Below are 22506 nucleotides of genomic sequence, written 5' to 3' on the forward strand. Positions count from 1 at the left end.
GACGAAACGTCGCAGCCGGTTAGCGCGTCATTAAACGCGTTGGGCTACAAGGGTTCCATGTCCAAGATCCTCATCATATTCGGCACGCGTCCCGAAGCGATCAAACTCTTCCCCGTCATCCGCGCGCTGGCCGGGGTTCCGGGCCTGACCGTACGCACCTGCGTCACCGCGCAGCATCGCGGGCTGCTCGACCAGGTGCTGGCGATCGCCGATCTCGCGCCCGACATCGATCTCGATCTGATGGAGCCGGGGCAGACGCTCGACCGGCTGACTGCGCGGCTGCTGACCGGCCTGGGCGACGTGATGGACGCCGAACGGCCCGATCTGGTCATCGTCCAGGGCGATACCGCGACCGCGATGACCGGTGCGCTCGCCGCCTATTACCGCAAGGTCCCGGTCGCGCATGTCGAGGCAGGCTTGCGATCGGGCGATATCTATCATCCCTGGCCCGAGGAGGTGAACCGCCGGATCGTCGCGCCGATCGCCGCATTGCACCTCGCGCCGACCGAGACGTCGGCAGAGGCGCTACGTCGCGAGACCATCGCCGCCGACACGATCCACGTGACCGGCAACACCGTGATCGACGCGCTCCACTGGACCAGCGCCAAGGTCGCCGAAGATCCGGCGCTGGCCGCGGGGCTCGACTCGATCGCCGCGCGCTTTGCCGGCAAGCGGATCGTGCTGGTCACGACGCACCGACGCGAGAATTTCGGCGACGGGATGGCGGCGATCGCGCGCGCGATCGGCCGCATCGCCGCGCGCGACGACGTCGCGGTGGTGTTCCCCGTCCACCCCAATCCCAACGTTGTCTCGGTCATGGACGCAATACTGGGCGACCGCGGCAACGTCGCCAGGATCGCGCCGCTCGATTACCCGCATTTCGTCCGCGCGCTTGGCATGGCCGATATCGTGCTGACCGATTCGGGCGGCGTCCAGGAGGAGGCGCCTGCGCTCGGCAAACCGGTACTGGTGATGCGCGAGACGACCGAGCGGCCCGAAGGCGTCGCGGCAGGCACCGCGCGGCTGATCGGCACCGACGAGGACCGAATCGTTGCCGAAATCTTCACGCTGCTCGATGACCAGGCGGCCTATTCTGCGATGGCGCGCGCGCACAACCCGTTCGGCGACGGCCATGCGGCGGCGCGCATCGCCGCGATCGTCACCGACTTCCTCGCTGCCGGGACCACCCCGGAAGCCGCCCCCTCGAATCCCACAGGAACTGCCGCGCATGCTGACCGAGACTGAACTCACCGTCGTCGTCATGGGCCTCGGCTATATCGGGCTGCCGACGGCCGCGGTGATCGCGCGCACCGGCGCGCGCGTGCTCGGCGTCGACGTGACCGAATCGGTGGTGGAGACGATCAACTCGGGACGCGTGCATATCGAGGAGGTCGATCTCGACGGGCTCGTCTCGGGCGTCGTCGCGCGGGGTACGTTGCGTGCGTCGATGACGATCGAGCCCGCGGACGTGTTCGTCATCGCGGTCCCCACGCCGTTCGACGACGATCATGCGCCCGATATCGGCTATGTCCTGAACGCCGCGACGACGATCGCCCCCGTGCTGAAGCCCGGCGATACGATCATCCTCGAATCGACCTCGCCGGTCGGCACGACCGAGCAGGTCCGCGATCTGCTGGCAAAGCTGCGCCCCGATATCAGGGTTCCAGGCCGCGCGGGCGAGCAGGCGGACATCGCGATCGCCTATTGCCCCGAGCGAGTCCTGCCCGGCCGGATCCTGGTCGAACTGATCGACAATGACCGGGTCATCGGCGGGATCACGCCGCGATGCGCGCGCAAGGCACTCACCTTCTACCGGCGCTTCGTCCGCGGCGCCTGCGTCACGACGACGGCGCGCGCGGCGGAAATGACGAAGCTGACCGAGAACGCGTTTCGCGACGTCAACATCGCGTTCGCCAATGAATTGTCGCTGATCGCCGACACGATGGGCGTCGATGTGTGGGAGGTGATCCGGCTCGCCAACCGCCATCCGCGCGTGAACATCCTTCAGCCCGGTCCTGGCGTCGGCGGGCATTGCATCGCGGTCGATCCGTGGTTCCTGGTGCATGCCGCGCCCGACCAGACGCCGCTGATCCGGACCGCGCGCGAGGTCAACGACGGCAAGACCGACCATGTCATCGCGCAGGTGGCAGCCCTCGTCGAATCGATGCCCGGCGCGCCGGTCGCGTGCCTCGGCCTCGCGTTCAAGGCGAATATCGACGATTTCCGCGAAAGCCCCGCGCTCAAGGTCGCGCACGCGGTCGCGCAGGCGTTCGGCGACCGGGTCCGGATCGTCGAGCCCTATGCCAGGACGCTGCCCGCGGCGCTTGCCGAGACCGGCGCCACGCTGATCGACGTCGACACCGCGATCGAGACCTGCCCGATCATGGTCGTGCTGGTCGATCACGACGTCTTCAAATCGATCCCGCTCGAGGAGCGCGCCGACAAGGCGGTGCTCGACACGCGCGGGATCTGGCCCGATCAGCCGCGGCCGGTGATCAGCGCAGCGGCACGGTCCGGGTCGCAACGACAGCCGGGATGATCGGCCTCGCCGGGTTGGCCGCGATCGATCGCGCGGCCGCCTCGAGCGTCTCGGCGCGCGCCTTTGACGAGGCGTGCGTCCGGCTGCGGAAGAGTCCGCCATCGACCGCGCCGCCCTTGTTCCGCCAGAAGTTCGGCGCGGACATCGGGTCGTACCCGGCATTCGTCAGCAGATAGATACCGAGCAGATCGGCCTGGTCTTCGGTCTCGCGGATCAGCCGGCCGTTGCGCCCGAGCTCCGCCAACAGCCCGCGGTTGATCTTCGCCGCATCGAGTCGCGCGCGGTGGCGCAGGATGTTGTGCGCGAGTTCGTGCGAGACGACGACCGCGATCTCGGCATCGGTATAGCCCTCGAAGAACCGCTCGCCGATCTGCACCACCGATCCGTCCGCGCTGGCATCGAGACCGCTGCCGAGCAGGATCTCGAACCGCGACCGGCAGCCTGTAACCGGGGTCACCGCGATCGACTGGCGCTGCCCCTTGCGCAGCACGGTCAGGCGCAGCGGCTGGCGGAGCGGGGCCGCGGCGATCGCTGCCTCCGCGCTATCCCGGCTCGCGGCGTTTTCGGGGGCGTTCGCGGGCGGCGTGCCCGGCAACGCGACATCCCCGATCGCCACCAGCGAATCGTTCGCGGCGATCCCTGCGCGCTGCGCTGGCGCGCTGGCCACCACCGCCTCGACGCCGATCAGCGACTCGAACCCGAAGACCGCTGCCGCCGATGCGCGTGCCGCCGGCGCATATTGGGTCAGCGCATGGATCGGCATGCCGATCTGCGGCTGGAGCACGTCGCACAAGGGCGCATTCGCGGTCGTCAGCCGATACGCGATCGTCGCGAGCCGCAGGTCCGCCGCCCGCAGCGCCTCGAAAAATGCCGGAGCGGGCGCGGCGTCCTTGGCGGGCGCCGCCGCGGTCAGCAGGAGAAGCGGCATCAGCCGGGCGATGAGAGTCATGACCGCGCATTAGCCCTGTTCAGCGCGCGCGTCATGCCTCTGGTGCGCACCGCGGCAGGTGTGCGCCGAGCGGGCGGCCTCCAACGCGTCGCCGTGCCAAGATTGCGACTTGCCGCACGAGCCGGTATGCGCGCCGCTTTACCGGTATTGCCGTTCGATACCGGGCTCCACACATTGTCGGCATCATGATTTCCAAGCTTTTCAAGTCGCGTACGGTCGCCAAGGCCGCAACATCGGTCGTGCCGGAGGGGCAGCGGGTCTATGCCGTCGGCGACATCCATGGGTGCGTCGCGCTGCTCGACGAATTGGTCGCACTGATCGATGCGGACGATGCGCAGCGCGGCCCCGCCGAGACAACGCTGATCTTCCTCGGCGATGTCGTCGATCGCGGTCCGGCCTCTGCCGCGGTGGTCGAGCGGCTGCGTAACCTGGCCGCGACCCGCGGATCGGTCAGGTTCCTGCTCGGCAATCACGAGGAAATCTTCCTTGGCGCGCTCGACGGCGAACCCAAGGCGCTGCGCCTGTTCTGCCGGATCGGCGGGCGCGAGACCGTGTTGAGCTATGGCATGGACGCTGCCGAATATGAGCGGCTGGATTACGAGGAACTCGTCCACCGCCTCGCCGACCTCGTCCCCGCCGAACACCGCGCGTTCATGAGCGCGTTCGAGGACATGATCGTGATCGGCGACTATGCCTTCGTCCACGCGGGCGTCCGCCCCGACGTCCCGCTCGATCGCCAGCGATCGTCGGATCTCCGGTGGATTCGCGACCCTTTCCTCGATCACCGCGCCAAGCTCGATAAGACGATCGTCCACGGCCATACGATGACCGATGAGGTCGAGCATCGCGGTCACCGGATCGGCGTGGATACCGGCGCCTATGCATCCGGCAAGCTGACCGCGCTGGGGCTGGAAGGCGGCGAAGTGTGGCAGGTGCAGACCAAGGGATCGCCCGGTTCCGCGCCAACGGCTTAGGCCGCTGGGGAAAACACCCACCGTTTTGGCAGGAATATATCGCCGTGCGGCGACACGGCCCCTTTTCGAAGCTTCGCGAGCCTCTATACGCGATCGCGGCAGATGCATGTTGCACTGCCGCAACAGTATGGAACGCTTCCGTTTCGTACCCGTTACCTCGGTTGCCTTGCGAGTGGTTTCGTGCCAATTGCGATGCGACGAGCACAAAGGGAGTTCAACATGCGTCTTGGGAAGTACATCCTGACCGCAGCAGCAGCCACGATGGCAGTTGCTCCGGCCATGGCAGCAAATCCAGCAGCCAGCCTGTCGGTTTCGAAGTCGGTTCGCACCGGTTCGGTTTCGGCTCAGAAGAACGAGCTGGCTGGCGGCGGCATCATCGTCGCTATCCTGGCAGCGGCAGCAGTCGTTGCCGGCATCATCATCGTTGCTGACAACGATGATAACGCAGACAGCAACTAAGTCTTACGACTTGGTTGAAGGAAATAGCGGCCTTCGGGCCGCTATTTTTTTGCCTGGCGTCGATCACGCGCCGGCGGGATATCCTTGGGCTGCGGCTCGCGACTCGTGCATCTCGTGGTTACCGACCTCCGCGACTCGCGCGGTTCATCAAGGCGCGGTGAAAACTAGGGACACGGCATGGACGAACTGACCCTCGCCGTCGTCGGCATCGACTTTCCCAACGCGGACAAGAGCAAGAGCAACCGGCGGATGGAGCTGATGCTCTGCGTGCCGGGCGATCCGGTCGATCTCCGTCGCGAGCCGAAGAACCCGCATGATGCCAACGCCGTGGCGGTCTTCAGTGGCCGCGGCGTGCAGATCGGATATCTCTCCGCTGAGCGAGCACCGCTCATCGGCAGGCGGATGCAGCAGGAGGAACATGTCGCGGTGTTCCAGGCGCTGACCGGCAGCATGGGCTATGTCCGCATCCGCTTCGGCGGCGGCGCGCCGACCCTGCCCGCTCCGGGCGACGCGGAAGCACCCGCGCCCAACCGCACCGCGACCTTCGATCCGGATGCCTTCTATCCCGATCCCGAAGGGCCCGAATGGGGAGCCTGAACTCCGCGCCGCGCTAGATGCCCTGCGCGGTAACGACCCGACCTGTCGCCTCGAGATCGCGAGTCAGGTCCGCCAGGCAGCGATCGACCAGCGCCTCGTCCGAACTCCGCACGACGAAATTCGCGCCCGTCCGCCCGTCGCGAAAGAACGGATAGCTGCCGATCGCGACGCCCTCATGCGTCTTCTCGGCATCGCGCAACAGGTCGGCGACTTCGCTCTCCGCCACCCAGCAGCCGATCGTCTTCGACACCACCGGCCGCCCGCCCTCGAGCGTCCCGGTCAGCGCGTCGAGCATCCCCGCGGTGATGTGCGGCACGCCTGCCATGATGAAGATATTGCCGATCCGGATCCCCGGCGCGCCCGACACCTTGTTGTCGATCAGGTCCGCGCCGACCGGCACCCGCGCCATCCGCGCCCGCGTCTCGGTCAGCCCGCCGCGAGTCGCGTAATAGGCCTCCAGCACCGCCATCGCGCGCGGATGATGCTCGACCGCGACGCCCAGCGCCTCGGCGATCGCATCCACCGTGATGTCGTCGTGAGTCGGCCCGATCCCGCCGGTCGTGAACAGATAGTCGTTGCGCGCGCGCAGCGTGTTGACCGCCTCGACGATCGCCTCGGTCTTGTCGGCGACGACGCGCACTTCGGCGAGGCGGATGCCCTGCACGTTGAGCCACGCCGCGATCTGCGCGACGTTCTTGTCCTGCGTGCGGCCCGACAGGATCTCGTCACCGATGATCGTCAGCGCGGCGGTCCAGATGCGTTCTTGTGCCATGCCCCCGCATAGCCTCGCAAAAGAGCCGTCGCTACGCTATATCGCGCGTCATGACCGAATATGTAACCGTCACCTCCGACCAGCCCGACGCGCGCACCGGCGCCATCAAGCTGCACGGCCCCGCCGCGTTCGAAGGCATGATGAAGGCGGGCCAGCTCGCCGCCGAGACGCTCGACATGATCGTCCCCCACATGGTGCCCGGCGTGACGACCGCCGAAATCGACCGGCTGATCTACGACTTCATCGTCGCCGGCGGCGGCGTCCCCGCGACGCTCGGCTATCGCGGCTACACGCACAGCGTCTGCATCTCGATCAACCATGTCGTCTGCCACGGCATCCCGAGCGAGAAGACGTTGAAATCGGGCGATATCGTCAACGTCGACGTGACCCCCCTGCTCGACGGCTGGCACGGCGACACGAGCCGGATGTACCTGATCGGCGACGTGCCGATCAAGGCACGCCGCCTCGTTGAGGTCACCTATGAGTGCCTCATGCTCGGCATCGAACAGGCCAAGCCCGGCAACCGCATGGGCGACGTCGCCAACGCGATCCAGCGCCATGCCGAAAAGCACCGCTACGGCGTGGTCCGCGATTTCTGCGGCCACGGCGTCGGCCGGCTGTTCCACGACGCGCCCGAGGTCGTCCATGTCGGCAAGCCAGGCACCGGCCCCGAGCTGCGCCCCGGCATGATCTTCACGATCGAACCGATGATCAACATCGGCCGCCCCGACGTGAAGCTGCTCGACGACGGCTGGACGGCGGTGACGCGCGACCGCTCGCTCTCGGCGCAGTTCGAACATTCGATCGGAATCACCGAGACGGGCTGCGACATTTTCACGCTGAGCCCCAAGGGCTACACGCAGCCGCCGTACGGCTGATTAGGCCGGGGGCGCGGGCAATCGCCCCGCCCCCCATAGCCGCGATAAATCCCCCCGCGCGCAATTTGTCGGGGTGCGCACAGGTGACGGGCGCGCCCTACCCCGCTAAAGCCCGCCCCATGACCGAGATCACGCCCCAGATCGTCGCCGACCACGGCCTGTCCCCCGAAGAATATGAGCGCGTCCTGCACGCGATCGGCCGCGAGCCCAATCTCGTCGAGCTCGGCATCTTCTCGGTGATGTGGTCCGAGCATTGCAGCTACAAATCGAGCAAGATCCACCTGATGAAGCTGCCCACCAAGGGCCCCCGCGTCATCTGCGGCCCCGGCGAGAATGCCGGCGTCGTCGATATCGGCGACAATCAGGCGGCGATCTTCAAGATGGAGAGCCACAACCACCCGTCGTACATCGAGCCCTATCAGGGCGCGGCGACCGGCGTCGGCGGCATCCTGCGCGACGTCTTCACGATGGGCGCGCGGCCGATCGCCAATTTGAACGCGCTGCGCTTCGGCCGGCCCGATCATCCCAAGATGCGCCACCTGATTTCGGGCGTCGTCCACGGCATCGGCGGCTACGGCAATTGCGTCGGCGTCCCGACCGTCGGCGGCGAAGTGAACTTCCACTCGGCCTATGACGGCAACATCCTGGTCAACGCGATGACCGTCGGGATCGCCGATCAGGACAAGATCTTCTATTCGGCCGCCAGCGGCATCGGCAATCCGATCGTCTATGTCGGCAGCAAGACCGGCCGCGACGGCATCCACGGCGCGACGATGGCAAGCGCGGACTTCGGCGAGGATTCGGACGCCAAGCGCCCGACCGTCCAGGTCGGCGATCCCTTCACCGAAAAGCTGCTGATCGAGGCCTGCCTCGAACTGATGGCGACCGACGTCATCGTCGCGATCCAGGACATGGGCGCCGCCGGCCTCACCTCTTCGGCGGTCGAAATGGCGTCGAAGGGCGGCGTCGGCATCGAACTGACGATGGACGACGTGCCGCAGCGCGAGACCGGCATGACGCCGTACGAGATGATGCTGAGCGAGAGCCAGGAGCGGATGCTCATGGTCCTCAAGCCCGGTCGCGAAGCCGAGGCCGAGGCCATCTTCCGGAAGTGGGAGCTCGATTTCGCGGTCATCGGCCGCGTGACCGACACCGGCCGCATGGTGCTGACGTTCAAGGGCGAGACGGTCTGCGACATTCCGCTCGGGCCGCTCGCCGACGAGGCGCCACTCTACGATCGCCCGCACGTGCCGACGCCCAAGCCCGCGCCGCTCGAAAACGCGCCGCACAGCAACGACATCGCCGCCGATCTGGTGACACTGATGGGCTCGCCCGACATCGCCTCGCGCCGGTGGATCTGGGAGCAATATGACCACATGGTCGGCGCCGACACGGTGCAGCGCCCCGGTGGCGATGCCGCGGTCGTCCGCGTCCACGGCACGCAGAAGGCGCTGGCGATGACCACCGACTGCACGCCGCGCTATTGCTTCGCCGATCCCGTCGAGGGCGGCAAGCAGGCGGTCGCCGAAGCGTGGCGCAACCTCACCGCGGTCGGCGCGCTGCCGCTGGCGGTGACGAACTGCCTCAATTTCGCCAACCCGCAGCGCCCCGAGATCATGGGCCAGATCGTCGGCTGTCTCGAGGGGATGAGCGACGCGTGCATCGCGCTCGACTTCCCGATCGTGTCGGGCAACGTCTCGCTCTACAATGAATCGAAGGCCACCGGCGGCGGCTCGGCGATCCTGCCGACGCCCGCGATCGGTGCGATCGGGTTGCTGGCGGACTGGCAGAAGAATGCGACGATCGCGTTCAAGGGCTCGGGCGACATCATCCTCGCGGTCGGCACGCGCGGCGGGCATCTCGGCCAGTCGCTCTGGCTGCGCGAATGCCATGGCCGCGAACAGCTCGACGCCGGCCCGCCGCCGCCCGTCGATCTCGCCGCCGAACGCCGCGTGGGCGACCTGATCCGCGAGGCGATCGCGCTCGGCCAGCTCACCGCAGTCCACGACGTCTCGGACGGCGGCATCGCGGTGACGCTCGCCGAGATGGCGCTCGCAGGCGACATCGGCGCGATGATCGACCGCAAGCAGCCGTTCGACTGCGCGCGCGCGTTCTTCGCGGAGGACCAGGGCGTCTATATCGTCACCGTCGAGGATCATGCGCTGCTCGACTTCCTCGGTGCGGCGCACGCGGCCGACGTCGAGGCGGAGCCGCTCGGTCGCACCGGCGGCAAGCGCCTGATCTTCGAACGCCCCGACCGCGACGACGTGATCGCGCTGGAAACGCTTCGTACCGCGCATGAAGGCTTCTTCCCCAAGCTGATGGGGGTCGACGCCGCGCTGGCGTGATGGGATCGGGGGGCGGGTAAGTTAGAGCCCCCCCACACACAAACGCCCCCCCGGCGAAGGCCGGGGCCCAATTGGAATGGCCGCAGTAACCTCGCGCTGCCATCCTTACTAAAGCCTTCCCATTTGGGCCCCGGCCTTCGCCGGGGTGGTGGGATCTGCGGAGCGCGGACGGCCAGCACGAACCGCGCTTGTTCCCGCGCGAAGGCGGGGGCCAGACTGGGCTCCCGCCTTCGCGGGAGAACAGGGAGACCGCAGCCCCCAGAGCCTGCCCTGACGGTGCGCACGGCGACCGGATAAAATCACGCTGTCCTACGCGCCTCGCCTATGCCAGCAATCCGGCATGGCACCGCCGCTCCCCTCCCGCACTAAAGTACCGTCGCACGACGCCACACCAGTCGGTCATCGCGACCCGCGCGAGCGTCTATACTTCCTATACTTCACTCTGCCGGCATGACCCCCGCCCCCACCAGAATCGTCACCCTGGACATCATCCGCGGCGTCGCGGTGATGGGCATCCTTGCCGCGAACATCGCCGCATTCGGCTTCCCCGAATTCGCCTATATGACGCCCGCCTCGATGGGCTCGCCGAGCACGCCCGACCTGATCGCATGGACCGCGACGTTCATCGTCATCGACGGCAAGATGCGCGGGCTGTTCTCGTTCCTGTTCGGCGCGTCGATGCTGCTGGTCATCGACCGCGCGAGCGCGAACGGCGAAGACCCCGCGACCATCCACCTGCGCCGAATGGCGTGGCTGTTCGTGTTCGGCGTCGCGCATCTCTACCTGCTGTGGTGGGGCGACATCCTCGCGCATTACGCGCTCGTCGGGGCGATCGCGTATATGTTCGCGAGGCTACCGGTCCGCTGGCTGATCGGGCTCGGCCTTGCCTGTATCGCGGTACAGACGCTCGAACTCGGCACGCTGACCGCCTATGCGTTCGACCTCCACGCCGCCGCGCACAAGGCCGGCGCAACGGCACGCACGATCGCGAACTGGCAATCGCTGGCGGATCAGTTCGGCCAGCCCTCCCCCGCCGCCGTGGCGCGCGAACTCGCGATCGGGCGTGGCACGTGGCACGATCTGGTCGCGTGGCGCTGGACGCACGCGGTCGGGCCGATCACGTTCCTGACGGTCGGAGGCCCCGAAACGCTCGGCTTCATGCTGCTCGGCATGGCGGGCCTGCGCTCGGGGTTCCTTACCGGCGACTGGACGCGACGACGCTACATCGTCGTCGCCGTCACAGGGATCGCGATCGGGTGGGTCGGCTCTGCTGGGATCGTCGCATTCGACATCGGCCACGGGTTCGACGCCCGCTATGTCGCGCTGTCGTGGCTGGCGCTTGCGACGCCGCTCAGGCCACTCACGATCATGGGCTATGCCGCGGCGATCATCGTGCTGGCGCGCCCGGGCGGCTGGCTGACGACGCGCGTGTCGGCGGCGGGGCGCATGGCGTTCTCCAACTATCTCGGCACGACCGTGATCTGCACCACCATATTCTACGGCTACGGCCTCGGCCTGTACGGCGAGCTTTCCCGCGCGCAGCTGTACCTCGTCGTCGTTCCGATCTGGCTTCTGATGCTCGCCTGGTCGAAGCCGTGGCTCGATCGGTTCCGATACGGTCCGCTCGAATGGCTGTGGCGCAGCCTGTCGCGATTCGCGTGGCAACCGATGCGCGGTTCGCCAAGCGCGGCGAGCCGTTCGGGTTGTTGCGAATAAGACGCAAAACAGCTTGCGACTGGTTCGCATTATCGGTATTCCAGCTCCAACACGAAGGAGCTTCCATGGTCGTCTGCGTTTGCAATGCCATACGAGAATCCGATGTCCGCAGCTGCGCGCGCGGCGGGTGCACCACGCCGTGCCAGGCCTTCCGCTCGCTCGGTCGCCAGCCCAAATGCGGCCAGTGCACATCGGTAGCGCGTGCGATTATCAACGAGGAACGCGCTGCTGCGTAGCGCTCGCAAGCGCTGAAACCCGCAGAAATCCTGGAGTTTTCGGGGTTGCCGTGATCCAGGTTAGCCCGCTACATACTGCGCAGAGGTGACGGAGATATGGCCATGCGCGGCGACCCCCAAGTAATCGACTATCTGAACGAGGCGCTCAAGAACGAGCTCACCGCGGTCAACCAATATTGGCTCCATTACCGGATGCTCGAGCATTGGGGCGTCTACAAGCTCGCCCAGTATGAGCGGATGGAGTCGATCGACGAGATGAAGCATGCCGACTGGTTGTCGGAGCGCATCCTCTTTCTCGACGGCCTGCCAAACTTCCAGCTGCTCGGCCGGCTGCGCATCGGCGAGACCGTCGAGGAGGTCCTGAAGTCGGATCTCGCGCTCGAGGTCGAGGCGACCGTCCAGCTCAAGGGCGCGATCTCCTACTGCGAAGAGGTCAAGGATTACATCAGCCGGGACCTGTTCGCGCGCATCCTCGCCAGCGAGGAAGAGCATGTCGACACGCTCGAGCGCCAGTTCGAGATGATCGCGCGGATGGGCATCCACAACTACATCCAGCTGAACTCGATCTCCGAGCATGATTCGCCCAAGGCTGGCGCGGCACCGTATCTGAAGGGGTAATCGCCAGGCGATACCCTCCCGGGTATCGCCGGCCCCTAACGGGCTGCATCCTGCGCCAGCTGGCGGAGGATGCAGCCCGCCTCGATCCTAGTCTTCGCCGAAGCCCGTCGGCACGGCGCGACGACCGAAGCCCCCCGCCGCGGGTTTCCGCGCGATGATCGGGTTGGCCTCACGCTCGAGCAACGTCAGCGTCTGGTCGAACAGCGGCCGCAGATTGACGATATGCTCCAGCGCCTCTTCGGGGGTATCCTGCATTTCAAGACAGTCGCGCGCGATCGTCTCGATCGCCTCCGCAAGATCGGCCAGCGGCTCGGCGCCAAACTGCCGCGCTTCGCCCTTGAGCGTATGCGCCGGGATCACCATCGCCGCCGCGTTGAGCGACCGCATCGCCGCCTCGATCAACGCGACCGATTTGACACCGTCCTCGCGAAAATAGCCGAGGATACGGACAAACCCGGCACCCAGCTCAGCCCGCGCCTGCGAAAAGGCCGGCCAGTCGACCAAGGTGCTTCCTTCGAACGACACTGTCGCCTTCTCCCGTTAAGCAATAGCGCCACGAAACTCAGAACCGCATCGTATCCGGTTCGTGTAAATACAATGTTGTCATACTACCGACAAGTTACGACAAAGATCCGGTAAAAATCGTCCAAAATGATCTCTAGCGCGGCATTCGACGCCTTGGCGACTGCCGCCAGCTCGGCCGGGGCCTGCGGGTCGTCCGCGAGCAACTCGACGCTGTGCGCACCATCGCGCAACGCGCGCGCGAGCCGTATCGCCGGCCAGGGACAGCGCATCCCCCGCGCGTCGATGCGGACCACCCCGGACACCAGCGCCTAGCTGCCGCCGCCGCCCTTGCCGTTATCGTCATAGGGGTTCTTTGGCGCTCGGAACATCAGACGAACCGGGACCGCGCCGAAGCCGAGGTCCTTGCGCATCGAATTGACCAGATAGCGCTCATAACTCGCCGGCAGCTGATCGACGCGCGTGCCGAAGATCACGAAGCTCGGCGGGCGAGTCTTGACCTGCGTGACGTAGCGCATCTTGATCCGCTTGCCGCCCGGCGCCGGCGGCGGGGTCGCCTCGATCGCGCGCTCGAACCAACGGTTCAGCTCGCCGGTGCCGACGCGCTTCGACCAGGCATCGCGCGTATCGAAACAGGCCTGGAGCAACTGGTCGATGCCCTTGCCCGTCGCGCCCGACACCGTCATCACGGTGACGCCCTTGACCTGGCTCAGGCCATCCTCGAGCGCGCGCTTGACGCCGTTGAACAGCGACGACGCGCTCTCGGCGATGTCCCATTTGTTGAGCGCGATGACGAGCGCGCGGCCCTCCTGCAGCACCTTGTCGGCGATGCGCAGATCCTGCGCCTCGAGCCCGAGCGTGGCATCGAGCAGCAACACGACGACCTCGGCGAAGTCGACCGCGTGCAGCGCGTCCTCGACCGACATCTTCTCGAGCTTGTCCTGCACCTTGGCGCGCTTGCGCATGCCCGCGGTGTCGATCAGCCGCACTTTCCGCGCTTCGCCACCGGTCGGGTGCCAGTCGTAATCAACGCTGATCGAATCGCGCGTGATGCCCGCTTCGGGGCCGGTAATCATGCGGTCTTCGCCGAGGATACGGTTGACGAGCGTCGACTTGCCGGCGTTCGGGCGGCCGACGATCGCGAGCTTCAGCGGCCCCTCATATTCGTTGTCGGGCTGTTCCTCGGGCGGCTCTTCCTTGCCTTCGAGCAGCGGGAGCAGGCCTTCGAACAGGTCGCCCAGGCCTTCGCCATGCTCGGCCGACAGCTGGACGGGATCGCCGAAGCCGAGCGCGAGCGACTCGAGGATGCCGTCTTCGCCCGCGCGGCCCTCGGCCTTGTTGGCGACCAGGATGACGGGGACGTCGGCGGTGCGCAGCCAGCGCGCGATCTCTTCGTCGAGCGGCACGATCCCGGCGCGCGCGTCGAACAGGAACAGCGCGACGTCGGCCTGCTCGACCGCGGCCTCGGTCTGCTGGCGCATCCGGCCGGGCAGAGTCTGCGCGTCGTGGTCTTCGTAACCGGCGGTGTCGATGATGCGGAATTCGAGCCCGATCAGCGACGCATCGCCCTCGCGCCGATCACGCGTGACGCCGGGCCGGTCGTCGACCAGCGCGAGCTTCTTGCCGACGAGGCGGTTGAACAGGGTCGACTTGCCGACATTTGGGCGGCCGACGATCGCGACCACGGGGAGTTTGGACATGGCAGGCCCTTAGCGCGTGTCGCGGCAAAGGTCACCTAGTCCCTCTCCGCTTGATGGAGAGCGAGGGGGACGTGGGGGGACGAGGAGTTCGGGCGGGTGATCCGCGCCTCACGCCCCTCACCCTTCCCACCCGGCTTCGCCCCGGCGGGGAGAGGGAGTTGGGTCAGCGGTACGCGGTGACCTTGCCCTTCTGGTCGAGCGTATAGAGCGTCGAGTTGGCGACGATCGGCGGCAGCGAGAACGGCGTCTTCGTCTCGATCGTCGAGCTGACCGTGCCATCGGTCGGCGAGACGAAGTTGATCTCGCCGCGCGAGTTGGTCAGGACGAGGCGGTTGCCGGCCAGGATCGGGCCGAACCAGGTAATCGCGTTGCTGCGCTTCTTCTCGTTCTGGAACCGCTTCAGCTGCGCGATCCAGCGGGCCTTGCCGTTCGAGCGCGACAGGCAGACCAAGCGGGCATCGTCGGTGACGACGAACAGCCATTCGCCTGCGATCCACGGGGTCGAGATCCCGGCGAAATTCTGCTCCCAAAGACGCTGTCCGGTCGACAGTTCGAGCGCGACCATGCGGCCACCCTGCCCGACCGCGTAGACGCGGCCGCCGTCGATCACCGGTGCGGCATCGATGTCCGACAGGCTGGAAACCGACGTGGTCACCGAGGTGCGCGACAGTGCGTCCTGCCACAGGATACGGCCGTTCTCGTAGCGATAGGCGCTTAGCTCGCCGCTCGAGAAGCCCGCCACGACGGTGCCCTGGCTGACCGCGGGTGCCGCGACGCCGAACACGCCCTGCGTTTCGAGCGTCCCCGACTGGACCCACTGGACCTTGCCGTCGGTCTGGTTGAGCGAGAAGACCTGATTGTCCTGCGTCAGGACATAGACCGCGCCATTGGCGACAGTCGGCGATCCACGCAGCGGCGCACCGGGCTTGGCGCGCCACAGGATCGCGCCGTCGGCCGCGTTCATCGCGACGACGTCGCCGACGCCATCGGTCGCATACAGCTTGCCGTCGTCATAGCTGACGCCGCCACCGAACCGAGCCGCCTTGTTGAGCTTGCCCTCGGTGATCCCCGCGCTCCACAGCGCCGCGCCGGTGTCGGCGGCAAAAGCGTGGATGGTCGCGGTGACGTCGGTCACGAACAGCTTGTTATCGGCAACAACCGGTGCGGCGCCGAGACGCTCGCGGTTAGAGCCGCCATCGATCGACGCCTGCCAGGCACGCTTGGGCTGGTCGCCGAGCGCGAGCTGACCCATCGACTTGGCGGGGTTGCCGCCGGGCTGTGCCCAGGCGTCGTTGACCGCGGGGGCCGGCAACAGGACCTGGACGTCGGCGATCGTCTTGTCGGCCTCGACCTCGTTCTCCGAGACCAGGATCGAGACGCGGTCGCCGACCGTCGGCGTCTTTTTCACGCCGCCCTTGAAGATCCCACAACCGCTGAGCGCCATCAGCGCGGCGACGGCGACCGTCACCCGATATGTCTTCATCATTGCGCCTTGGTATCCTCGTTTGATGCGACCGGGGTCGGTGTCCCGGCGGTAGGCCCGGTACTGGCAACAGCGTCCACGCCCAGTACGCCCGCCATCTGAACGGCACGTTGACGAATCGTCTCCGGCACCCCGGTGTCGCGCGCGATCTGGCCGAACAGTGTGCCCGCCTGCTGACGCTGGTTCATGCGGAGATAGGAAATCGCGACCATCTCGCCCGCGCTGCCGAGCCAGGGACCACCGGGGACCGCGAGCGGACGGAGGCGCTCGACGATGACCTGCGGCTTGAGCGTATCGAACTCGGCCGACGTCTGGCGGACCAGCGCGAGATCGCGGAACGGCTTGGCCAGCGAGCTGTCCGCCGCGATCGTACCGAGCTTGGCGGCAGCGCCCTTCAGATCATCCTTCTGGAGAAGGATGTCGGCCTGCGTGAACATCGCCAGCGCGCGGTAGCCGTCGCGGTTCGACTTGGCGAGTTCGGCGAGCGGCTTGGACGCGGCGGCAGCGTTGTTCGCGCCGAGCGAGTCGTAGGCTGCCTGGAGCTGTTCACCCTCAACGCCGGCGGTCTCGCCATTGTGATGCTGCCAGTAAAGGAAGCCGGCAAGCGCGGCGAGCGCGGCGACGACGCCGATCGCGACCCAGATACCCCAGTTCGTCCAGAATCCGGCGAGTTTGTCGCGACGGAGTTCTTCGTCGACCTCGCGCAGGAATGCTTCATCGGTTTTCGGCGGGAGGGCCAAGGACAGCTCCGGAATATTGGGGGATGGACGGCGCGGACCTTAGCCGCGCCGGGACCGAAACGGAAGCGGATCAATCCTTGGGGGCGTAGACCTGCTCAGGCCCCGGAAATGCGCGGGTGCGGACGTCCTCGGCATAGGTCTGCGCCGCCGACGCGATGGTTTCTGCGATATCGGCAAAGCGCTTCACGAACTTGGCGGTACGCTCGAACATCCCGAGCATGTCTTCGGCGACCAGCACCTGCCCGTCGCACTGCGCCGACGCACCGATGCCGATCGTCGGGCAGGCGATCGTGGTGGTGATCTCGATCGCGATCGGCTCGACGACGCCCTCGATCACCAGCGCGAAGGCGCCGGCTTCGGCGATGCTCTGCGCGTCGGCGACGATCTTGGCCGCTTCCTGGGGCGTGCGACCACGCGCGCCATAGCCGCCGAGCACGTTCACCGCCTGCGGAGTGAGGCCGACATGCCCCATCACCGGAATCCCGCGCTCGGTGAGGAACTTGACGGTGGGCGCCATCGCGGTGCCGCCCTCGAGCTTTACCGCCGCCGCGCCGGTCTGTTTCAGCAGCCACGCTGCGCTCTCGAACGCCTTTTCGGGCGACGCCTCGTAGCTGCCGAACGGCATGTCGATGACGACCACCGCGTGATAGCTGCCGCGGACCACCGCCGCGCCGTGTGCGGCCATCATCTCGAGCGTGACGGGGACGGTCGACGGCAGGCCGTAAACCACCTGGCCCAGGCTGTCGCCGACGAGCAGCATGTCGCAGTGCGGATCGAGCAGCTGCGCGGTCCGCACGGTGTAGGCGGTAAGCATGACGAGCGGCGTCTTGCCCTTCTGCCGTCGGATCGCGGGGATCGTCAGGCGCTTGAGCGGCGCCGGCGTCGGGTTCGCGCGACTCGTCGCGGTGTCGAGGGTGTAGGTCGTGGACATGCGACCGCTAGTAGCGCCAGTGCCGCGTCTCGCCCAGCCTAACCCGGTTCAGCTCAACGCGGGTCAAACCGCCCAGCCCTTTTGCCGGGCGTGGCCAACGAGCCAGAGCGTAAAGGCGGCGACGGCAACGATCACGATCGGGAAGACGAGCGTCTCGCTGGCCCCCTTGTGCGCGACGATGTCGGTCGAGGCGAACAGCCAGCCGAACTGCACGATCATCGCGGCGAGCGATGCGATCAGGAAAGGGCGGGCGCTGGCACGGCGCATGAACAACAGGACCGCGCCGATCAGGCCGGTCAGGACCACGACCGCGAACAGCGGATCATACCAGCCCGGCAGCGCCGCGTAGAGCGCACGGTCGTAGGTGGTCGCATGGCCCATCGCGTCGGCACCGAGCCGGACCTGCTGGAGACACATGAAGCAGCCGATAAGGCCCCAGGCGACGAGGACGCCGGTGGTCATCCGAAACCACAAGGGCCCCTGTCGTACGAAGAACATGCGGCCACCCCTGTTGTCCCGGCGTGTTTGCCTCGGGTCGGCAGACTGCGCTTCGCAGCGGGTGTGCGCAAGGGGATGGCTCGGGAGGCCTCTTGCAGCCTCCGCGCGACGCGAACCGGAGAGACATCGGGAGCTTCCGACTGCGATGCCTCTCCGGGCCGTATCCTGCTTTATAGACCGTCAAACCTGAACGCGTCGTGACGATCAGAATGATCGCGAGACGGTGAGGCCATAGGTCCGCGGATCACCCGGCTGGCCGACGACGAGCCCGGTGCTGCCGGACTGGAGCGCGAGCACCTCGTAATACTTCTCATCGAACGCGTTGCGCAGCCAGCCGAAGACGTTCCAGCTGTCCTTCGCCTTGAACCCGAGGCGGAAGTTGCTGAGCGCATAGCCGTTGATATCGGTATAGGCCGAGCGCGACGGGTTGGACGAGAAGGTCGACCGGTAGCTGCCGTCATAGCCGAGATAGACCTGCCCCTCGAGCCCGGCGATCCGCGCGGGGAGATCATATTCCGCGCCATAGGAGAACGCCCATTTCGACACGCCGGGCAGGCGTTGCCCGGAAATGTCGCAATTCTGCGGGCTGATCCCACCGGCGGTCCCGGGCGCGCTGGGCGTCTGGCCTGCGGTCGCGGTCGTGCCGCCGGACAGCTCCGGCGGGCATGGCGCATCGACGAACTTTACGTATTTCGCATCGGTATAGGCGCCGTTGGCATAGACGCTGAACCGCGACGACGGGCGGAAGGCCGAATCGAATTCGAGCCCCCGCGTCCGGACCTTGCCGGCATTGGCGAGATAGCCGCGCAGCACGCCGAGCTGGCCGTTGGTGACGGTCGCCTGATAATCGCTGATCTCGGTCCAGAACGCCGCGAGATTGAGCGTGATGCGACGGTCGGCGAGCTGCGTCTTCAGGCCAAGCTCGTAATGATTGACCTTTTCGGGCTTCACGGTCGCCGCGGACAGGATCGGGTTGCTGGCGCCGTCGAGCGGGAGGCCCGACAGGTTGATCCCGCCCGATTTGTAGCTGCGCGCATAGGTCGCATAGGCGTGGATGTCGGACGTCACCGTGTAGGCGGCGGTTATATCGCCAGACAGGTTCCAATTGTCGAAATCGGGCTGGTAGCTCTGCGGCGCCAGCACGCCGCGCTGATCCGCGGTCAGCGCGGTGCCCGTGCCGTTGGTGACGACCGAGACGTAATCGCCCTTCTTCTTGTCATAGTTCAACCGCAGCCCCGGCACGATCTGGAGCCGGTCGCTGACGTTCCAGGTCAGCTTGCCGAACAACGCGGCGCTCGTGTTGGTGAAACCGATCGTGTTGCGCGCGGTCAGCCCGTTCAGCGTCGCCGGATTACGCCCGCCCGCGCTGGTCGGATTGAGCAGGAACGCGCTCGCGGCCGCCCCCTGGACCTGCAGGCCCTGCGTATCGATCGTCTGGTAGAAATAAAACGCGCCGAGCACGTAATCGAGTGTGTGCTTCCCGTTCGAGGCGATCCGCAGTTCCTGGCTATACTGGCTCTGCTGCGACGGGTTGGCGGACACGGTGGTGATCGGCAGGCCGGTAAAGTCGCGATCGTTAGACGGATCCCAATGCCAAAACCGGAACGCGCTGACCGACGTAATCGTCGACGCGCCGATATCCCAATTGGCGAGCAGCGACAGGCCGCCCAGCTCCTGCTTGGCCTGAAGCGGGGTGTCGACGTCGGTCACGCGGTCGAACGCGTTGGTCGAAGGGACGGCATAGCCCTGCGCGGCGGCTAGCGCGGCATATTGCCGGTTGGTCGGCCGCTGAGTCGCGCCCGTGCGGACGTAATATTGGACGCAGCAATCGGGATTCTGGCGGCTGTAATCGGCGTACAACGTCAGATCGAGATTGGGCGCCGCCTGCCACAACATCGAGCCCCGGAAGCCGAGATTGTCCTGGCTGTTGAGATGCTCGCCGGTGCGGACGTTGTAGATCGTGCCGCGCCGAGTCGTGATCGACGTCGACAGCCGGATCGCGACCTTGTCGTCGACCAGCGGGCCCGACACCGACGCCTTGCCCTGGAAGAAATCGTAATTGCCCCCCGTCAGTTCGATCCGCGCCTCGGGCGTGAAGCTGGGTTTGCGCGTGGTGATGTTGATTGCGCCCGCGGTGGTGTTCTTACCGTACAGCGTCCCCTGGGGACCACGCAGCACCTCGATCCGCTCGGTATCGGTGAAGTCGAACGTCGCCGAGGCGATGCGGCTGTAATAGACCTGGTCGACATAGATGCCGACGCCCTGCTCGATCCCGTCGTTGGTCAGGCCGAACGGCGCGCCGAGCCCGCGGATGTTCGCGGCCGAGTTGCGCGGATTGGTGGAATAGAATTGCAGCGTCGGCTGAAGCTGCGTGAGCCGGCTGACATTGTATGCCCCCGTCTCCGCGAGCGCGGTGCCGCCGATCACCGACATCGCGATCGGCACCGTCTGGATCGTTTCGGCGCGACGGCGCGCGGTGACGACGACATCGCCCCCACCCTGCTGCTGGTTGCCGAGCCGCCCGCGCGCCTGCTCATCGACCGGGGCTTGCGGCGCAGTAGGCGGAGTGGAGGGCGTTGGAACGGTAGCGGCTTGACCAGCCAACAGCAGCGCGAGCGTAAGCGACATCGAATATTTCCCCTGAACCCTGGCGCGTAATGTCCAGTAATTCAGGGGGGATTCAATGTGGCGTCGTCTTGGGTCCGGCAAAGCCGGACTTCGCGCTTCGTCGGCTCGAACGTCGGCTGCCTTGACCGGTGGTCCGTCATCCCCGCGGAGGCGGGGATCCAGAGACACGGAGGTCAGCTATTGTGGGTTCCCGCCCCGCGGGATTGACGATCGCGAGCAATAGCCCACGCCCCCTCTCCCGCCGGGAGAGGAAAATCAGACCAGGCGGCTCTGCTTGACCGCAGCCTCGATGAAGCTGGCGAACAGCGGGTGCGGATCGAACGGCTTCGACTTCAGCTCCGGGTGGAACTGGACGCCGACGAACCAGGGATGATCGGGACGCTCGACGATCTCGGGCAGCGTGCCGTCGGGCGACATGCCCGAGAAGACGAGGCCGCCCTGCTCAAGCGCTGCCTTATACCCGGTGTTCACTTCGTAGCGGTGACGATGACGCTCCGAGATATCGGTCCCGCCATAGATCGATGCGACGACGCTGTTGCCGTCGAGCGTCGCGTCATAGGCGCCGAGTCGCATCGTGCCGCCCATGTCGCCCTCGGCCGCGCGCGTTTCGAGGCCTTCGCGGCCCATCCACTCGGTGATCATGCCAACCACCGGCTGTTCGGTCGGACCGAACTCGGTCGACGAGGCATCGGCGACGCCGCCGAGATGACGCGCGCCCTCGACGCACGCCATCTGCATCCCGAAGCAGATACCGAAATACGGGATTTTCCGCTCGCGGGCGAACTTGACCGAGGCGATCTTGCCCTCGGCGCCACGCTCGCCGAACGCGCCGGGGACGAGGATCGCGTCGCACGGCTCCAACTGGCCGGCGATGTCGTTTTCGGCATTCTCGAACAGCTCGGCGTCGATCCAGCGGACGTTGACCTTCACGCGGTTGGCGATGCCGCCATGGACCAGCGCCTCGTTGAGCGACTTGTACGCGTCCTGCAGGCCGACATATTTGCCAACTACGCCGATCGTGACTTCGCCCTGCGGGTTGGTCAGCCGGTCCATGATCTCGGTCCAGCGCGACAGATCGGGCGCCTCCGCGGGTTCGATCCCGAACGCGCGCAGCACTTCGATGTCGAGGCCTTCGCCGTGATACTGGAGCGGCACCGCATAGATGCTCTTCGCGTCGAGCGCGGGGATGACCGCGCTGGCGGGCACGTTGCAGAACAGCGCGATCTTGGCGCGCTCCGACGGCGGCAGCGGGTGCTCGCAACGGCATACCAGCACGTCGGGCTGGACGCCGAGTGCGGCGAGCTCGCGGACCGAATGCTGGGTCGGCTTGGTCTTCAGCTCGCCCGCGGCGGCGATGTAAGGCACCAGCGTCACGTGGATGCTGATCGCCTTGCCGCGACCCTCCTCGTTCTTCAGCTGGCGAATCGCCTCGATGAACGGCAGCGATTCGATATCGCCGACGGTGCCGCCGATCTCGCACAGCACGAAATCGAGATCGTCGGTCTCGGCGCGCGCGAACGCCTTGATCGCGTCGGTGACGTGCGGGATGACCTGCACGGTCGCGCCGAGATAGTCGCCGCGGCGCTCGCGCGCGATGATCTGCTGATAGATGCGCCCCGAGGTGACGTTGTCCGACTGACGCGACGGAACGCCGGTGAAGCGCTCGTAATGGCCGAGATCGAGATCGGTCTCGGCGCCGTCGTCGGTGACGTAGACCTCGCCGTGCTGATAGGGCGACATCGTACCGGGATCGACGTTCAGATACGGATCGAACTTCCGGATCCTGACGCTGTAGCCGCGTGCCTGGAGGAGAGCGGCAAGCGATGCCGCCATGAGACCTTTACCGAGCGACGAAACCACGCCCCCGGTGATGAAAATGTACCGAGCCATGGGAAGAGTCTCGTAGCGTGTGTTGGGG

21 protein-coding genes are annotated in these 22506 nt (G+C 66.6%); 10 read left to right on the plus strand and 11 right to left on the minus strand.

The features are described 5' to 3' along the window. Positions 1 to 57: 57 nt before the first annotated feature. Both wecB and wecC read left to right on the plus strand, forming a co-directional pair. Positions 58 to 1245, plus strand: a complete 1188-nt coding sequence (gene wecB, locus ASE79_RS18260) for a non-hydrolyzing UDP-N-acetylglucosamine 2-epimerase (protein ID WP_082445436.1) — start codon at positions 58 to 60, stop codon at positions 1243 to 1245. Then, the gene (wecC, locus tag ASE79_RS18265) at positions 1229 to 2539 is read left to right on the plus strand and encodes a UDP-N-acetyl-D-mannosamine dehydrogenase (RefSeq protein ID WP_056420087.1); all 1311 of its coding nucleotides are present in this window, start codon (positions 1229 to 1231) and stop codon (positions 2537 to 2539) included. Before wecB ends, wecC begins: the two co-directional genes overlap by 17 nt. Here the strand turns inward: wecC and ASE79_RS18270 are convergent. Further along, the gene (locus ASE79_RS18270; protein ID WP_056420092.1) at positions 2496 to 3488 is read right to left on the minus strand and encodes a M48 family metallopeptidase; all 993 of its coding nucleotides are present in this window, start codon (positions 3486 to 3488) and stop codon (positions 2496 to 2498) included. The genes wecC and ASE79_RS18270 overlap by 44 nt on opposite strands. A 185-nt stretch (positions 3489 to 3673) precedes the next feature. Here ASE79_RS18270 and ASE79_RS18275 point away from each other — a divergent pair, with 185 nt between their 5' ends. The 3 genes from ASE79_RS18275 to ASE79_RS18285 all read left to right on the plus strand — a co-directional run bounded on the left by ASE79_RS18275 (position 3674) and on the right by ASE79_RS18285 (position 5518). After that, positions 3674 to 4462, plus strand: coding sequence for a metallophosphoesterase family protein (locus tag ASE79_RS18275; RefSeq protein WP_056420095.1), 789 nt, complete (start codon positions 3674 to 3676; stop codon positions 4460 to 4462). Between the two features lie 219 nt (positions 4463 to 4681). Then, complete coding sequence (locus tag ASE79_RS18280; protein ID WP_056420098.1) at positions 4682 to 4921, plus strand: hypothetical protein; 240 nt, start codon at positions 4682 to 4684, stop codon at positions 4919 to 4921. Positions 4922 to 5098: 177 nt separating this feature from the next. Next, entirely contained in the window at positions 5099 to 5518 is a 420-nt protein-coding gene (locus tag ASE79_RS18285; RefSeq protein ID WP_056420101.1) for an HIRAN domain-containing protein, read from the plus strand. A gap of 13 nt (positions 5519 to 5531) precedes the next feature. On the opposite strand, the gene ASE79_RS18290 is transcribed toward ASE79_RS18285, so the two are convergent. Further along, entirely contained in the window at positions 5532 to 6290 is a 759-nt protein-coding gene (locus tag ASE79_RS18290; RefSeq protein ID WP_056420104.1) for a competence/damage-inducible protein A, read from the minus strand. A 50-nt stretch (positions 6291 to 6340) separates the two neighbouring features. Here ASE79_RS18290 and map point away from each other — a divergent pair, with 50 nt between their 5' ends. From map to bfr, 5 genes are all read left to right on the plus strand, one after another. After that, positions 6341 to 7168 carry a type I methionyl aminopeptidase gene (map, locus tag ASE79_RS18295; RefSeq protein WP_056420109.1) on the plus strand — a complete coding sequence of 276 codons (828 nt, stop codon included), beginning with the start codon at positions 6341 to 6343 and terminating at the stop codon, positions 7166 to 7168. Positions 7169 to 7287: 119 nt separating this feature from the next. Further along, positions 7288 to 9516, plus strand: coding sequence for a phosphoribosylformylglycinamidine synthase subunit PurL (gene purL / locus ASE79_RS18300; RefSeq protein WP_056420113.1), 2229 nt, complete (start codon positions 7288 to 7290; stop codon positions 9514 to 9516). A gap of 450 nt (positions 9517 to 9966) precedes the next feature. Continuing rightward, positions 9967 to 11232 carry a DUF418 domain-containing protein gene (locus tag ASE79_RS18305; RefSeq protein WP_082445437.1) on the plus strand — a complete coding sequence of 422 codons (1266 nt, stop codon included), beginning with the start codon at positions 9967 to 9969 and terminating at the stop codon, positions 11230 to 11232. A gap of 65 nt (positions 11233 to 11297) precedes the next feature. Beyond that, positions 11298 to 11468, plus strand: coding sequence for a (2Fe-2S)-binding protein (locus ASE79_RS21795; protein ID WP_037527780.1), 171 nt, complete (start codon positions 11298 to 11300; stop codon positions 11466 to 11468). Positions 11469 to 11570: 102 nt separating this feature from the next. Continuing rightward, on the plus strand, positions 11571 to 12086 hold the full coding sequence (bfr, locus tag ASE79_RS18310; protein ID WP_055879504.1) for a bacterioferritin: 516 nt from the start codon (positions 11571 to 11573) through the stop codon (positions 12084 to 12086). A gap of 87 nt (positions 12087 to 12173) precedes the next feature. Here bfr and ASE79_RS18315 read toward each other — a convergent pair whose 3' ends face one another. From ASE79_RS18315 to ASE79_RS18355, 9 genes are all read right to left on the minus strand, one after another. Next, a complete protein-coding gene (locus ASE79_RS18315) occupies positions 12174 to 12611 on the minus strand; it encodes an Hpt domain-containing protein (RefSeq protein ID WP_056420116.1) in 438 nt (145 codons plus the stop codon). A gap of 83 nt (positions 12612 to 12694) precedes the next feature. After that, positions 12695 to 12904, minus strand: coding sequence for a sulfurtransferase TusA family protein (locus ASE79_RS20555; RefSeq protein ID WP_267904489.1), 210 nt, complete (start codon positions 12902 to 12904; stop codon positions 12695 to 12697). A gap of 15 nt (positions 12905 to 12919) precedes the next feature. Next, entirely contained in the window at positions 12920 to 14308 is a 1389-nt protein-coding gene (gene der / locus ASE79_RS18325; protein ID WP_055879492.1) for a ribosome biogenesis GTPase Der, read from the minus strand. Positions 14309 to 14471: 163 nt separating this feature from the next. Further along, the gene (locus ASE79_RS18330) at positions 14472 to 15794 is read right to left on the minus strand and encodes a PQQ-binding-like beta-propeller repeat protein (RefSeq protein WP_056420119.1); all 1323 of its coding nucleotides are present in this window, start codon (positions 15792 to 15794) and stop codon (positions 14472 to 14474) included. After that, positions 15791 to 16531, minus strand: a complete 741-nt coding sequence (locus ASE79_RS18335) for a tetratricopeptide repeat protein (RefSeq protein ID WP_056420121.1) — start codon at positions 16529 to 16531, stop codon at positions 15791 to 15793. The genes ASE79_RS18330 and ASE79_RS18335 overlap by 4 nt, the downstream gene beginning before the upstream one ends. Positions 16532 to 16601: 70 nt before the next feature. After that, on the minus strand, positions 16602 to 17462 hold the full coding sequence (panB, locus tag ASE79_RS18340) for a 3-methyl-2-oxobutanoate hydroxymethyltransferase (RefSeq protein WP_056420124.1): 861 nt from the start codon (positions 17460 to 17462) through the stop codon (positions 16602 to 16604). Between the two features lie 63 nt (positions 17463 to 17525). Continuing rightward, positions 17526 to 17924, minus strand: coding sequence for a hypothetical protein (locus tag ASE79_RS18345; RefSeq protein ID WP_235517052.1), 399 nt, complete (start codon positions 17922 to 17924; stop codon positions 17526 to 17528). Positions 17925 to 18164: 240 nt separating this feature from the next. Then, on the minus strand, positions 18165 to 20588 hold the full coding sequence (locus ASE79_RS18350) for a TonB-dependent receptor (protein ID WP_056420130.1): 2424 nt from the start codon (positions 20586 to 20588) through the stop codon (positions 18165 to 18167). 255 nt (positions 20589 to 20843) lie between these two features. After that, entirely contained in the window at positions 20844 to 22478 is a 1635-nt protein-coding gene (locus ASE79_RS18355; RefSeq protein ID WP_056420134.1) for a CTP synthase, read from the minus strand. Between the last annotated feature and the right edge of the window lie 28 nt (positions 22479 to 22506).

This window comes from Sphingomonas sp. Leaf28 (assembly GCF_001421685.1).
Taxonomy (GTDB): domain Bacteria; phylum Pseudomonadota; class Alphaproteobacteria; order Sphingomonadales; family Sphingomonadaceae; genus Sphingomonas; species Sphingomonas aurantiaca.

Excerpts from the sequence above, each read along its gene's own strand:
- ASE79_RS18345 (WP_235517052.1), bottom strand. The coding sequence starts at position 17,924 with ATGACCACCGGCGTCCTCGTCGCCTGGGGCCTTATCGGCTGCTTCATG.
- panB (WP_056420124.1), bottom strand. The coding sequence starts at position 17,462 with ATGTCCACGACCTACACCCTCGACACCGCGACGAGTCGCGCGAACCCG.
- ASE79_RS18350 (WP_056420130.1), bottom strand. The coding sequence starts at position 20,588 with ATGTCGCTTACGCTCGCGCTGCTGTTGGCTGGTCAAGCCGCTACCGTT.
- ASE79_RS18305 (WP_082445437.1), top strand. The coding sequence starts at position 9,967 with ATGACCCCCGCCCCCACCAGAATCGTCACCCTGGACATCATCCGCGGC.
- ASE79_RS21795 (WP_037527780.1), top strand. The coding sequence starts at position 11,298 with ATGGTCGTCTGCGTTTGCAATGCCATACGAGAATCCGATGTCCGCAGC.
- wecC (WP_056420087.1), top strand. The coding sequence starts at position 1,229 with ATGCTGACCGAGACTGAACTCACCGTCGTCGTCATGGGCCTCGGCTAT.
- der (WP_055879492.1), bottom strand. The coding sequence starts at position 14,308 with ATGTCCAAACTCCCCGTGGTCGCGATCGTCGGCCGCCCAAATGTCGGC.
- purL (WP_056420113.1), top strand. The coding sequence starts at position 7,288 with ATGACCGAGATCACGCCCCAGATCGTCGCCGACCACGGCCTGTCCCCC.
- ASE79_RS18330 (WP_056420119.1), bottom strand. The coding sequence starts at position 15,794 with ATGATGAAGACATATCGGGTGACGGTCGCCGTCGCCGCGCTGATGGCG.
- wecB (WP_082445436.1), top strand. The coding sequence starts at position 58 with ATGTCCAAGATCCTCATCATATTCGGCACGCGTCCCGAAGCGATCAAA.
- bfr (WP_055879504.1), top strand. The coding sequence starts at position 11,571 with ATGCGCGGCGACCCCCAAGTAATCGACTATCTGAACGAGGCGCTCAAG.
- ASE79_RS18290 (WP_056420104.1), bottom strand. The coding sequence starts at position 6,290 with ATGGCACAAGAACGCATCTGGACCGCCGCGCTGACGATCATCGGTGAC.
- ASE79_RS18280 (WP_056420098.1), top strand. The coding sequence starts at position 4,682 with ATGCGTCTTGGGAAGTACATCCTGACCGCAGCAGCAGCCACGATGGCA.
- ASE79_RS18285 (WP_056420101.1), top strand. The coding sequence starts at position 5,099 with ATGGACGAACTGACCCTCGCCGTCGTCGGCATCGACTTTCCCAACGCG.
- ASE79_RS18275 (WP_056420095.1), top strand. The coding sequence starts at position 3,674 with ATGATTTCCAAGCTTTTCAAGTCGCGTACGGTCGCCAAGGCCGCAACA.
- ASE79_RS18355 (WP_056420134.1), bottom strand. The coding sequence starts at position 22,478 with ATGGCTCGGTACATTTTCATCACCGGGGGCGTGGTTTCGTCGCTCGGT.
- ASE79_RS18270 (WP_056420092.1), bottom strand. The coding sequence starts at position 3,488 with ATGACTCTCATCGCCCGGCTGATGCCGCTTCTCCTGCTGACCGCGGCG.
- map (WP_056420109.1), top strand. The coding sequence starts at position 6,341 with ATGACCGAATATGTAACCGTCACCTCCGACCAGCCCGACGCGCGCACC.